Raw genomic sequence first — 14,610 nt, 5'->3', positions numbered from 1 at the left:
TTATCGGATGTACAACTTTGAATATTTCGATACGCCCGTCTTTTGATGAAAATTACAAAAACAATTGGCAAAGAAACGCTTCATCTGTTCGTCCCTCATATCAAGACAGGGCGGTTGTCAAAGAAGAAGAAACATTAAACGATGATTTTGTTGACGATGATTTTGACGTTCAACGTAAGAAGTATGAGGAAATTCCTGACGCGACTTTTACTTTACATTCGCTGCAAAGCATAAAACAAGCCGCCGAAAAATATATCGGTTCGCCTTACTATTACGGCGGAACGACTAAGCGTGGTTTTGATTGTTCCGGGTTTGTCTGGCGAGTTTTTCAAGACGCCGGATATAATACGTTTAAGCGTGAAAGTGCAGAAGAAATGTTTAATAAAGGCGTACCGGTCGCCATGAGTTCGTTAAAAGAAGGAGATTTGTGTTTTTTTCATTCTCCTAAAAATCGAAAGAAAATAGATCATACGGGTATTTATATAGGAAATGGGAAATTTATTCATTCAAGTTCCACAAGAGGAGTTGCATACAGCCATATTTCAGATAATTATTGGAAAGATAATTTTGTGGGATTTAGACGGCTTTTACCTTAAATTATTCCAAAATTTTATAATCTTCAAGTAACGTTTTACCGTCTTTTGAATTTCGGATATTTGTTATATTTTTTTCTATAATTTGGCGCACTCTTTCACTGGACAGCCCATATAATTCTCCTATTTGCGATAAACCCATCGGTTCTTCGTCGTTAAGCAATCCGAAATATAATTCTATCATTCTCCGTTCTCTTTCACCCATTTTGTCAAGTATTGAGCATATGTCTTTTTTTAGTATAGAAGCGGCTAAAATATCAAACGGGTTGCGTTGGAAAGTGGATAATCCGTCAATTTTCTCATCGGAATCGTCATCGCTTAGCGTTGCTTCGTAATTAGGAACGGCGCTGTAAAAGTCAGAAGATTTAAGTGAAATTATTTGCTTTTCTTTCAGGTTAAATTCTTTAGCAATTTCTGCAATTGTCGGACTTTTCCCGTTTTGCACTTTATATTTTTCCTCAAAAGCCAACATTTTATAAATATTAGTCGATGCTTTTGACGGGATATAAACCATATTTTTATATGAATTTACCGCATACCAAATTTGTCGCCTTATATACCAAACCGCCCATGATGAAAATTTGTTTCCTTTGCCGATGTCAAAACTTTCCACTGCATTGATTAGACCGATATTACCTTCCTGAATTATATCGCTTATGTCTAAAATTCCCTTATGAATCGTACAGTATTCTTTTGCGATGCTGAAAACCAGACGAATATTCGCTTCAATAATTTCTCTTTTGGAATTGGAATAAATTTGCTCCCATTTATAAAGTTCATACGTGACTTCGTTTTTATAATTCTTCGTCAACTTGTATTTATTGTAAATTACGCCTTTTGTTTTTTCGTTAAGGTTGAGAGCAAAAAACAAGTTAACGGTTTTTTGCTCTATTTCTTTATTTTTTTCTAAATTTTTCTTTATTTTTTGTACTGTTTCTATAAATTTCCCCTTACAATTCTCGACAGATTCATTTTCTTTTTCGCAATTTACTATAGACGAAATTTTTATCGTTCCATCGACTATTTTTTCTGACATTTCGTACATAAATTCACGAATTTCACCGTTCTTGAATGCAAATTCTAACATATTATTTCGAGCGGAAGACAATTTTTCAAATAATTCTTTTTCATATTTCGTACCTAAAAGAAACGATTCTCCGTTTTCGTCGGTTCGTGTTGTAAGCATAAATTTATTTTCTTTTTTTGTTTGATAAGACGCCGTTTTATAATTATGGACTGTTTTTAAAAAATGGTTTATTTCCACCGAATTTTCTTCAAGTTTTTGTGTAAGATTTTTTTCTTCGCTAAGATCATTGGAAATATCTTTTATCTGCAATATTCCGACGAAACCTTGAAGTTTTGCTAGTTTCAAAAGAAATTTAAGTTTTTCTTCTACTGAAATTTCACTCATTTCGATCGCTCCGTTTTTTATTTTTTATAACCGTAATTTCTTTAAGATTTTCAGTAATTTTATCTATAAAAATCTTTTTTTTCTCTTCATTGCTTTCTTCTCGAATTTTATTTTTTAAAAATTCGTTTTCTTTTTGTATTTCTATTATCTTAAATTTATTAATCTTTGCGGCAATTTGTTTTTTCGCTTCTTTTTCACTCATAAAAACTTGTTTGTTGCTCTCTTTATCAAGCTCGGTCAATTTTTCACTTGCCAAAATTATTAAGAACGCCTTTTCCCGTTCGCTTAATTCTTTGTTTTCAAGAAAATTTTTACGGTCAAATTTTTCTTCTCTCATAAAATAATATAGTTTATTTATAATAGGGTCTGTAAAAAAATCATGTGAAATTTCGTACATATACTCCTGTAAGATTTGAGGAAAACAAAAAAATATGTGTATTGCTTTCCCTTGTTCTGTATGAAATATCTGATAATTCTCATTTTCTATTTTATCTTTTAAGAGAGATGGGGGAGTCGCATCATAATTTTGTTTCTCATTATAATTCTTGATACTTTTTCGGATTTCTTTCATAGAAATTTTGTAACGGATAGATAGAATCGTAATGAAATCCGAAAGCATGATTTCACTTTTTACGGTTGAAAGTATTTTACAAATTTCTCTAATAGCCTTACTTTTCCCCGAAGGCTCAAAAACGTTATACTGCCTTTCTATCCAATTGATTAAAAAACTAAATCCGTCTTGTGCGTTTTTTATTAACCGTAAAAAATTTTCTTTTCCGTTTTCACTTTTAATAAATTCATCCGGATCTTGATTTTCCGGTATTAAAACGTAACGTATGTCAATTTCAAACGGTAGTAATTTTTCAACGATTTTTTTTGCGCCGTTTATTCCGGCTTCGTCCCCGTCAAGAACAATTACCGCTTTTTGAGCGATTCTGCTTAAAAATTTTGCATGTTCTTCCGAAAAACTTGTTCCGCAAGGAGCGACTGCGTTTTTTATGCCGTTTTGATAAAGCGCGAGCATGTCCATATATCCCTCGACTATTATAACGGTTTTTTGTGTTTTAATTTCTTTTTGAGATTGAAAATAGCCGTAAAAAATTCTGCTTTTATCGTAAAGCGACGTATTAGTCGAATTTATATATTTGGGTTTTTCGTCGCCAAACGCTCGTCCTCCGAAAGCGACAGGGTGTCCGGCGGAATCAAAAATCGGGAATATTATGCGATTGCGGAAAAAATCAAAAATACCGATTTCATTTCTTTTAACCAGCGCCGCCTGAATTAAAATATTTTCCGCAATCCCGTTTGTTTGGGCTGCTTTCAAGAGTTTATTGGAATAGTTTGGCGCAAAACCCAAGCGGAATTCTTTTGCCGTTTCGCCGAGAATACCGCGTTCTTTGAGATAATTTTTCGCTTCAGCGCTTTTGGTCATTTCGTTATAGAAAAAATTTGTTGCAAATTCTGTCGCTTTAAGTAAATTCGCTCGCGTAGATGTATTATAATCGCAGTTCTCTTTATCTTCTTCAATATCCCATAGAATACCATATTCTCTGGCTAATGATTTCATCGCGTCTATAAACGAAAGTCCTTCTTTTTCCATTAAAAATGTAAACGCATCGCCGCTTTTTTGACAGCCGAAACAATGGTAAAAACCTCCGTTGTCTGCATTGGGTTGAACTGAAAATGACGGCGTTTTCTCATTATGAAACGGACAAAGTCCTATATACCCGTTTCCGGTTTGTTTTAGCGGGACGTAATGTTCAATCAGCGATACGATATCGATTTTTTTTCTAATTTCGTCTTTAATTCTTGCATATTTATTGTTAATTTCAGCCATAAAAGCTCCAAAATATTATTCGGATTTTAATTTGGTTTTATCATTATTCCTGGATGAAACGGCAAATGTTATAATAAGAAAAAACACCAAAACAGCGGAAATTGAAAGGAATGCGTTCGTTTTGACTTTTTTACTTTCTTTTTCATCGTCAGGAGTTACGATTTTAATCATTATTTCATCGTTTTTTGAATAGCCTAATTTACGGGCTGTTTTTCGTTTTTCCTCTGCGTTGTCTTTTATCGTTTGAACAATTTGTCTAAGCGAATCTTCTTCGGCGGTTTTTTCTTTCAACTCTTTTTGTATTTTTGTTTTATCTATAAAATAAATAATCGGCTGTCTCCATGCAAAGGCTACCACTATTATAACGCCGGCGACAAGTATTTTGAATATCGGATTTTTCATTTTAGAGTCCGTTCTGTTTTGAAAGAGTGAGGACTACCGAACCGTTTTTGAAAACGGTCACCTGACCGTTAGATTCCGAAATTACTATCGCTATTGCGTTAGTGCAGACAGTTATTCCTGCACCCGCGGCGTGACGGGTTCCCAGACCGCTTAAAAGCTCCGGTATCATTCCGATATTAGGAAACGACGGATTCAAATAACTTCCGGCGGAAACGACAATTCCGTCTCCGCTTATTATAAATGCGCCGTCTATAGCGGAAAACTCCTTTATCGTTTCTTCTATTGCAGGGTCAAGTACGTTTCTTTCTGATTTTTTGTAACCTTTAAACGGGTTTATTATCAACTGTTTTATGTAAGAATTTACATTTTCCGTATCCCCTAAAACAAATATTGTTCCTACGGATTTTCCTTCTCTTCCGTCAACACCTATTTCGGTGGCGATACCGAGAACTCTTTCGAGAACTTCGGGTTTAACGTCCGGCGGCGTTAACGAGCGCGTGTGCGTGAAAAAGAAATCAAACTCTTTATCTATATCCACGACGGAAATCAAATTAAACACATCTTTGCCGAACGTGCCGGCTACGCAGACGACGACGTCCTCACGAGAAATGAGATTTCGTGATAACGCCAAAAGAATGCCGATTTTAACTTGTCCGATTCCTCCCACTTTAGATACAGGGGCTTGAACCAAATCGTAATCGGTTATTTTATCGGCAAATCTGCTTTTATTCCCCGTTACTATGATAATTTGTTTTCTGGTACGTATATTTTTTAGAAATTCCATGTCTTGTTTTACATCGGCGAAAATCAAAATAGCCTTTGCGTTAATTTCACGTGCAAGGGCGGAAGCCGAAGATAATATCGGTTCTTTTCGGACTTTGTTTTCTGAAGATTCGTATTCCGGCGATGATGGAAATAACTCCGATATTGTGTCCGCTTCTTCGTTTTTGAGTATGTTATTTATTATAGGGTCTTTGAAAAAAGTCGCAATGTCCGCAGTCAGCTCAATAACCTTATTTTCATCAACATTTTTATTTACAAACACCATTACCAGAATGTTCGCTTTTGCGTTTCTCGCCGCGTCATAATTTATTCCTTCGGTATTTCTTGCTACAATTATTGCAAAATCGGTTTCAATCTGCGCACATACTCTCGGAATTGCGACTCCTTGTCCGACAAACGACGAAACCGTTTCTTCTCGGCGTAAAATATCTTCAACGACCGATTTATATTTTACTATTTTAGCTTTTTTACACATTCTTTTTGCAACCGTGTAAAGAGCGTCTTCTTTTAATTCGTCTTCGATATCAAGAATGACGTCGCTGATAAGATATTCGCGAAACGACATGCTATTCTCCGTTTTCGTTGAAATATGAATTTATGAAATCCGCAAAATACTTCAAACGTTTTTTTCTTTTAATCGAAATACGAAAATATTTGCGTATAACCCCGTTTTCTTTAAGCGCCTTTATTCCGTCTTTAATAATATTTTTGGCTGAATCCGCTTCAAGCAGATTAACATAAAGCCCCAAATCTTTTAAATCTTTTATAATTTTCTCAAGATTTTTTTCGTTGCATCCGCCAACTCCGAAATTATCAAGTAAGTATGCGATTGCATTTATAGGAAGAATAGGAAACAATCGATTAAGCTGCTTTCCAACCCATTGAGAACATTCGTTTATGGAATCACGATTCGCTACTATCGGCGATCTTGCGGCGGCGCTGAATTTGTTTTCTACGTCGGTGATTTCAGACAATGCGGTCGGTTTTCCTACGTTTAAAACTACATCGGTGCGAATATTAAAAATCCACGAAGTTAAAAACACCCAAACGTCTGCGAAATAATATATAAACGTTCCTGAAAATTTAAGAAATGCATTTTTTTTGTTATCGCGCAGATTTCTCCCTGTCAAAAGTAAACTAAAAGCTCTTAAATCCGGTATTTTTGTGTAATTTATTGCAAGCGGGAGATAATAAACGGATTTTTTCGCATCATCTTTTTGCGCCAAAACTCCTGCGGCTAAAATTCCGGATTTGATGTCAAGCATACGTCCGCTGTAACTCCTTCCGCCTTCCGGAAAAACGATAACCGAATCTCCGCTTGCGACCATTAATTTTATTTGATCGGCAAGGCGTGTAATATAGCTTTTCTGTGACGATCTTCCTCTATAAACGGAAAATGCGCCTACCGAACGAAAAAGTTTTCCAAGCATCGGTATTCTTGTAAGATTGTCGCCTGCCGCAAAACGAATTTGATCCGCGCCGAATTCCGGAATTTTTAATCCGAGTATTATATAATCAAGATGGCTTCTATGCGTGCAGCAAACTATCATTCTTCCGTGAGGCATATTATTAACGTTTTCTTGATTTAAGACAATTATTTTTCTGACCGTTCTATTAAAAAATCTTAAGAATGCACTTTTCTCGGCTTCGAGCGTTCTGGAATATTTTCGTTTTACGTCATTATTTTTTTCGTCCACAATTTCCCCTGTAAGTAGTGGTTTTATTATTTGTAAAATAATTTAATTCCAATCGTCTGCACGATGAAATATTTTTCAGGGTATAATTCAGGTAAAATATTTTCAAGAAAAAATTCAGTTTTTTTGCGCCCTGTCCCGTGCCGTCATAGCGTAATCGCCGATAGAAGTTACCGAATTTGGAATTGTCGCCGAAGTTAATCCGTTGCAATAGGAAAAAGCGATTCTTCCTGCCAGATATTTTCTCTTTTGTAATTAGTTCTTCCGCAAAGAAACCGCCGTCAGTCGCGCTCTTCCTCTTGAAAATACTTTTGTCACACATTTCTGTTTTCAAAGACGTAATTAACAATGATGTCATTGTGTTCAGCAAAAATCTTAGACGCAAATAACAAAGGGATCGTTTTTAATAGTTTGATTATCATATCAATTTCTTACGTTAATATGGAATTTTTAAGCGTAATGTGTCCCATTGTTGATGGTTTAAGTGGTAATAAAAAGAATTTGTGTTCATCAAATTATCACTCTCGTTTATATATTCATTAAGCTCAAGTCCATACATATACGCGATAGCCATAGAGATTGCTTTTACTGGTGTTCTGTAGTTATAAAAACGAGAGTTCATTGTTACCGTGTTTTCTCCATAAAAAAGTTTTTTGTTGTTAAAGAATATAATATTTATTTTATGGCTTTGCTAAAGAAAATTACTTTTCTTGATTTTGTTGAAAAATATTTGCGAGCCAATTGTTGCCGTCTTTGCGAGCGTAGCGAAGCAATCCAGCCGTCACATTATCGTCTTACTCCAATTTTAGTCGAGTATTTGTATGTTTTTCCGTTATTTCCTCTCGCCTCGATAACCGCCAAATATGTACCGTTCGCCGCATTTCTTCCGGCGTTATTCGTCAAATTCCACTCAATCTTACCGCCTCTTCCTTCAGCCTCAAATACAACGTTTCCGGTATTGTCATAAAAGACTGCTTTCATCTGCGAAACTCTCTCGTTGTTCGGTAAATCTATGGCGATAGTCGCCTTGTCCGACACAATATTACTCGACAGCCTAATGCCGCTGCGCCTGTCGGGATTCTTATCCTTAAATATAGGATTTGCGCCGTCCGCATCGGTTGTTACATGTATAGCCGAAGAAACCGCGCCCGATTTGTAATTTGCGTTTTCAGCCGTACGGGCGAATATGTAATAATCCTTATCGGGAAGAAGACCCGTAAATGTCAAAGCGGTTTTCCACGCAACCGCGTCGGCAGGAGCGGCGTTTAAAGTATTTATCGCATAGTTCACAACTTGTCCGTTTGCCGGAGCGACTATTTCGTTTATCGTAACGCTGTTATACGTTTTGCTTGCAAAAACCGGAGCGGTAACCGTTGCGCCTATCGCCTTCGCTACATTCACTTTAACGTCAATGTTTTCTACAACATTATAGTTAGCGACGTCGATCGGCGTAAACTTAGCCTTGTGCGTCTGTTCTCCCGCCGCTCCTACCAAAGTCGCAGGGATCATCCAAGACCATCCGCTTGGCAATTCTGCAACATCCGCCAAGGTTTCGCCATAGATTGCAGACATGTTTGTCGGCGCTGTTTCTGTGTATGCCGGAGTTGCTTTATTTACCGTTATCGCCAAATCGTCTTTTGTTACTTGCAGGTATTTATTATCGTCGGGTGTAAACGTTACGCCGTAGCCGGTATTTGTTACCGTTGGAGTAATTAAGCCGTCATCCCACGCAAATACGCCCAAGATACTTACATCGCCTGTACCGGTCGCACTTCCGCCGCTAAGCGTCGATGTCGAAAGCGCGTTACCGTAAGTTATCGTTGTCGCAACAGGCCAAACGACGTTCGGAACCGCACTGTTCACCGTTACCGCGGCTGCATCGCTTGTTGTCGTTACAGTCTTGTTTACCGTCGCATAGTCGTTTGTGTTCGTTACTTCTACATAATAGTAATACGTTCCCAAAATATCCGCAGGTACGTTTATGCAGGAATCCGTTTCATCGATAATTACCGCGCCGCCGCTGTTACTTGCCGACGTGTTTGAAAACCATTGATAACTAAGCGTTCCGCCGTCGGTCACGCTTGCCGATACGCTTAAAGCGTAATTCTCACCCACAATTACCGCAGTGTCAAGCGGCTGTACGGATATTGTCGGTTCTTGCGCATCTATACATACTATTGTAAAATCAATGCTGTTTGGATTGCCGACAGTAACTATTTTCCAATCGCCGCCTGTCGGTCTGGTAACAATTCTCAGTTTGTATTGCCCTAACGCTATCGTGTTCGGCGCAACGCAGTTGAATGTCAAGTCGGAATATACATAGCCATTTGGCAAACTTCCTATATTCTTGCTTGCCGTTGCTGTAAGCGCTAAAATATTACCACTGTCATCAACTAATGCAACATTCAACTGCCCGCCGGGAAAAATACCCAAAACAGATTCGTTTGACAATCTTGATATTGAGACGGTAAACGCATCATTGTGAAACGCTGTGTTCTTATTAGAGGAAAGTCCTGTCAGCGCAAATTCATAACCGAAAGCAACGCCACCTTCGTCAGGTTTGATGTCGATGATAATCCCATGACCTTGATTGAATTTATATATGTTCGGATTCAACATTGTGGTTACAAAATATCCGTCCTGTGAGCCACCCCATCCCCAGTTGAAATGAAACCTGCCTGACTCGTCGTATCCGTCAAGAATAAAAGCATGCCCGCCGTATATTGTGTCCTCCCCGTTGTAATACACAGGAAGTCCGGCATCTATCTGTCCGGTAAGCATTGCCTCCCATTCCTCATCGCCGTAGTGTTGTCTTTGTTTGCGTTGAATGCTTTTGTCATATCCGAAATAAGTTGTTAATGCTAACGGAACATCACTGGAATAAGCTCCGCTTGCATCGAAGCCGTAATTCATTTTCACACTCGCTCCGCAATGATACATTAAGGTCGCTACCGCATTATTTTGCGGTGTATCGGCAGCGCTTGACGTATATGTATCTTGCATATTGCTCCAATCGTAAGTAGTCGCGCCGAAATTTACCGACGGTACGAATACTCCATCAGTTCCGGTATAAGATAGGCTTTGCCCGTTTCCGCGAAGCGGATGATTGTAATATTTCATTATTTGCGCCATAGCCGTCGCCACACATCCGGTTACGCTGCGATTGCCGCCATCCGTCGGACACATATTGTTATACGGCGAAGTTTGGTCCCATTTTGTCTGTATAAGCGGAGAAACGGCGCTTGCCGCGTTTGTCGTTACGGGAACATTTTCCGCCATGTAACTCTCCCATTCCTGACGAATATTTTCACTCTGTGGAATGTTTTGTTCCTGCGCCCAAACTATTTGCTCCTGTAAATAATTCATCCAGTAAGCAAAGTTGGGCGGCAAATCATTCTCGTCATAACTTCCGTTTTCACAGTATCCAAGTATCGGCTTTACCGCGTCGTCGCCAGCCACAATTACAAATCCGCCGCCTGCGTCTTCGTTTATGTTAAAGACATAATATGAAGCAATATCGTCCGGTGCGCTTTGTGCGACGTTTCCGCTAACAGAACCGCCGCCAGGTTTTTGTCCCTGTTTTTTGGCGGTATGTTTTAATTGAACGTTCGCTTTTGTCGATTGTCCGCGTTTTGACTCCGTGAATCTTTGCGCCATAGTTTGAGCGTCTTTTAATTCGACCGGTTTTGCCTGCGTCGTAATAGGAATGGCGAGGACGACGGCGATACAAATCGCCGCCGCTATTTTGAAAATTTTACCGTTACTTTGCATACGACACTCCTTTTAGTAATTCTTCTTTCCTATATTCTTTCGTCCTCTGGACTACTTCGTCGTTACATTTCTCGCAATGACGAATTGTCGTTACTCACTCTTTTCTCCGTAATGACAAGTCTGTCCTGTCTTTGCGAGCGCAGCGAAGCAATCCAGCGCCATATTATTTTCTTACTCCCAGTTTAGCGGAATACGCATAGGTTTTTCCGCTAACGCTCTTCGCTTCGACAAGTATCATATACATCCCATTAGCAACGTAACGTCCCGAAAAATTAATCAAATTCCATTCAACCTTACTGCTTCTCTCAGTCTTCTCAAACACCACATTACCAACATTGTCATAGATTACCGCTTTAACCTGAGAAACTCTCTCGTTGTCGGGTAAGTCGATAGTGATAACCGCCTTGTCGGAGACTATGTTGCTTAACAGTCTAATCCCCGTGCGCCCGTCAGACTTATTGAACTCACGGATTGGCGTATCGTCTTCATCCGTTTCCCACATCGCATAAAGAGTAAGATTACTCGCAGGCATGGTTACGTTCGCGTCCGCCGAATAATTTTCGCCGCTGCCGTCCGCCTTAGTATTCCAGCCGACAAAATGCTTGCCCGACGGTGCGGTAACGCCTGCAGGAAGCGATGCCGCCGCAAACGTCGCGCCTGGAGCCTTTGGCGTTTGGGTCGGAGCGCCGCCCACTCCTCCGTTAAGCAAATATGTTACCGAGTATGTAATCGCACTTATCACGGCAAAGTCTTCCCATAACGGAGCCGCTTTATATGCCGCCACAGACCCCGTCGGTACATAAAGCGTACACAGACTAAGGTCAAGATAGCCGAACGCGTCTTCGTCAAGGTCGGGAGACTTAAGAGGCGCGGCGGCATGGTTGGTAACGGACGTGAGCGACCGGATATCAAACACGCCACGGCCTATATACTCAATACTCTCAGGCAGATTTACAGACGTAAGATTTGCGTTGTAGAACGCATACTCTTCGATACGCTCAATGCCCTCCGGAAGGTCTAAAGACGTGAGACTTGCGCAGGTACCAAACGCAAACGCTTCAATGACGCGAACGCCTGTCGGTACGGAGTATGCCTCTCTGTTCGCCCCCGGATACGACACGAGCGTCGTCTTGTCTTTGTTGAACAGCGCTCCGTCCACCGAAGCGTATTTATTGTTTTCCATCGCTACGTTAATTTCCGTGAGCGCTCTGCAATTGAAAAACGCTTGTATGCCAATCGTCTTTACGTCGGCAGATATGCTTACCGAAGTCAATTTATCGCAATTGAAAAACGCGAACGATTCAATGTGCAGAACGCCTACAGGTACGGCGTATGCTCCCTGCTTGCCTTCCGGACACATATACAGCGTCGTCCTGTCTTTGTTGAACAGCGCTCCGTCCACCGAAGCGTATTTATTGTTTTCCATCGCTACGTTAATTTCCGTGAGCGCACTGCAGCCGTTAAACACATTGCCGCCGATTTCGATTACGCCTGCCGGTATGGTTATTGAAGTAAGTTTATGGCATTGGTCAAACGCCCACATGCCAATTCTTGTAACACTCTGCGGTATATTTACATCGGTCAGAGCCGTGCAGTGATAAAAAGCGTCGAAACCGATGTACGTTATTCCCTCTTGCAGGTCAAGCGTGCGGATTTTGTCACTGTAGTTGTCCTCAACCCATGGCATCGTCCCGTTGGGAAAACGAGAATCATCATTTTCGTCCCACATATCGCCCGTCTGCGTGTTCGGGTCAGCGCCTGTGTATTCAATCGTAAGCGTTGCCGTCGCCGGATTGTACTCATAATACAGATAATCGCCGCACTGTCCGCTCGGCTTTGCGGATTTGCCTTCAATATAGAAACCCTGCCATACGTCCGCTGCGGCATACATGTCTTCTTTGCCGGCAGGTACATCAAGCCATACCGTTTCCGTCCGGCATTCACGAAACGCATCATCTTGGATAAGCGGAAGATCGCCGACGGTTCCCCATGATACTTTTACCGAAGCAAGGCTTGCACAATTGAAAAACGCCATGTAGCCAATGTCGGTTACACTTGCCGGAATGGTAAGATAAGCAAGGCTTTCGCAGCCTGCAAACGCCCAGTCGCCAATGTCGGTTACGCCTTGAGGAAGATTTGCAGAAGTAAGGCTTGCGCAGCCTTCAAACGCACTGTTGCCGATGGTTTCAACGCCTTCGCCGACGACAAGTTGTGTCATACTTTCACAGTTGAAAAACGTATATTCGCCAATGTCGGTTACACTTGCCGGAATGGTAACCGAAGTAATGTTCTTGCATTCGGCAAACGCCCATTCGCCGATTATCTCGACTCCGCCGCCTAATACGAGTTCCGCCATACTTTCGCACCCTTTAAACGCACAGTCTCCGATTTCTGTAACGCTTGCCGGAAGATTTACCGAAGCGAGTTTTTCGCATTGAAAGAATGCATAATGACCGATGGTTTCAACGTTTTCGCCTATGGTAATCGCCGTAAGACCTTTGCATCCGCTAAACGCACTGTTGGTAATTGTTGTAACGGAGGCGGGCATTTCCGTATATGCTCCCTGCTTACATGTCGGATACTGAATAAGCGTCGTCTTGTCTTTGTTGAAGAGCGCACCGTTAATCGAAGTATAATCATTGTTTTCCGCCGCTACGTTGATTTCCGTAAGCGCGTCGCAGTTCGCAAACGCATCGGGGAATATAAATGTTACGTTTGCAGGTATTGTTATGGTTTTGAGTGCAGTGCATCCGTTAAACGCCGAGCCGCCGATTATCTCAACTCCGCTGCCGACGGTTACCGACGAAAGGTTCTTACATGACGCAAACGCCCAGTCGCCGATAAAATTTACGCTTGAAGGGATAACTATCGATGTAAGCTCCATGCAATTTGCAAACACGTTTAGGTCTATGGTTTCAACGCCTGCGGGTATGGTGTACGCTCCCTGTTTGCCTTCGGGATATTTGAGCATTTTCTTCATGTCGCCGTCAAACAGCGCTCCGCCTGAGGAAGCGTAGTATGCGTTGTCCTTTGATACGTTGATTTCCGTAAGCGCGCCGCAGTCCGCAAACGCATCGCCGAAAATTATCTCAACTCCGTTGCCGATTGAGACTGTCGCAAGGTTGCCGCAATTTGCAAACGCAAAATCACCGATTTTGATAACGTGGTCGGGAATAACAAGAGAACCGATACCGTAGCAGTAGGCAAACGCACCGTTTCTGATAAATTCGACGCCTGCGGGTATGGTGTAATTGTCTGCGGGTTTGGCGGTAGTGTACTGCACAAGTGTCTTTCCGTCGTCAGTAAGAAGCGCTCCGTTCACAACGCTAAAGTTAGTGTTGCCGGAGGCTACCGTTAATTCCTCAAGGCTGGGGTTATCGTAAAACGCCCATTCGCCGATGGTTTCAACGTCTTTGCCTATGGTGACGGATTTAAGTTTTTCGCAGTATTGAAACGCCCAGCCGCCAATCGTCGTTACTCCTTGGGGAATTACGACTGTAGAAAGATTGGCGCAGTTACTAAACGCCTCTTCGCCTATGTGGGTAATGTTTCCGGTAAATACGATTTTGCGGATTTCTTCGTTCTCGTAGAACCATGGCTGTTCGTCATACGAATCCCAGTCGTCCATCTCGCCGTCGCCTGATATGGTCAGCGTGCCGTCGTCATCAAGTGTGGCAAAGAGCGTTCCGGCTTCGTTGATGTCGGTGTATGTAAACGTTCCTGCATGGGCGGTTGTGAGGAACATGGTTGTTAAGGCGATCGTTATTGTCGCCAATATTTTCAATAGATTTGTTTTGTTCTTCATAGAACTTCTCCTTCTTGCCGAATGCGGCGGTTTGCGTCGATGCCTTTAAAACTCGAATAAAATTTATTCACGAAAACAATTTTTTGTAAACTATATGATAAGGAATAAATTATCGTAAAAGAAACTTTACGAAATACGGTGATATAATATCGAAATATTATATTAGATAAATACACGTAAGCGCCTGAAAAACAAAGACTTATCGGGGGGGGGGGGGGGGGGGGGGGGGCGCCCCCCATTTTGTATTTTATTTTCCCCGCTATTTGGGGGGGAACACGCCCCCCCGCGTTAAAAAAAAAAAGAAAAAAGATTTT

Annotated in this window: 9 protein-coding genes; 1 reads left to right on the top strand and 8 read right to left on the bottom strand. The window is 41.1% G+C overall.

The genetic code is table 11. The features are described from left to right. The first annotated feature begins 17 nt into the window (after positions 1-17). The gene (locus LBH98_08515; GenBank protein MDR0304790.1) at positions 18-596 is read left to right on the top strand and encodes a C40 family peptidase; all 579 of its coding nucleotides are present in this window, start codon (positions 18-20) and stop codon (positions 594-596) included. Between the two features lies 1 nt (position 597). Here the strand turns inward: LBH98_08515 and LBH98_08510 are convergent, their stop codons facing one another. The 8 genes from LBH98_08510 to LBH98_08475 all read right to left on the bottom strand — a co-directional run. After that, entirely contained in the window at positions 598-2,004 is a 1,407-nt protein-coding gene (locus LBH98_08510) for a sigma-70 family RNA polymerase sigma factor (GenBank protein ID MDR0304789.1), read from the bottom strand. Further along, entirely contained in the window at positions 1,997-3,841 is a 1,845-nt protein-coding gene (gene dnaG / locus LBH98_08505) for a DNA primase (GenBank protein ID MDR0304788.1), read from the bottom strand. Before dnaG ends, LBH98_08510 begins: the two co-directional genes overlap by 8 nt. A gap of 15 nt (positions 3,842-3,856) precedes the next feature. Next, positions 3,857-4,243: a septum formation initiator family protein gene (locus tag LBH98_08500; GenBank protein MDR0304787.1), complete on the bottom strand. Its 387-nt coding sequence runs from the start codon at positions 4,241-4,243 to the stop codon at positions 3,857-3,859. Position 4,244: 1 nt separating this feature from the next. Then, the gene (locus LBH98_08495) at positions 4,245-5,591 is read right to left on the bottom strand and encodes a diadenylate cyclase (GenBank protein ID MDR0304786.1); all 1,347 of its coding nucleotides are present in this window, start codon (positions 5,589-5,591) and stop codon (positions 4,245-4,247) included. 1 nt (position 5,592) lies between these two features. Continuing rightward, a complete protein-coding gene (locus tag LBH98_08490) occupies positions 5,593-6,723 on the bottom strand; it encodes a 1-acyl-sn-glycerol-3-phosphate acyltransferase (protein ID MDR0304785.1) in 1,131 nt (376 codons plus the stop codon). Positions 6,724-7,506: 783 nt separating this feature from the next. After that, complete coding sequence (locus tag LBH98_08485) at positions 7,507-10,491, bottom strand: C10 family peptidase (GenBank protein ID MDR0304784.1); 2,985 nt, start codon at positions 10,489-10,491, stop codon at positions 7,507-7,509. 163 nt (positions 10,492-10,654) lie between these two features. Beyond that, positions 10,655-14,296 (bottom strand): leucine-rich repeat protein, encoded by a 3,642-nt coding sequence (locus LBH98_08480; GenBank protein ID MDR0304783.1) that lies wholly within the window; start codon positions 14,294-14,296, stop codon positions 10,655-10,657. Then, a partial coding sequence (locus LBH98_08475) for a hypothetical protein (protein MDR0304782.1) occupies positions 14,293-14,610 on the bottom strand: 318 nt, incomplete at its 5' end. The genes LBH98_08475 and LBH98_08480, both read right to left, overlap by 4 nt.

This window comes from Chitinispirillales bacterium (genome assembly GCA_031254455.1).
In the GTDB taxonomy this organism is placed as follows: Bacteria; Fibrobacterota; Chitinivibrionia; order Chitinivibrionales; family Chitinivibrionaceae; genus WRFX01.
This window is presented reverse-complemented; position numbering and strand designations above follow the sequence as displayed.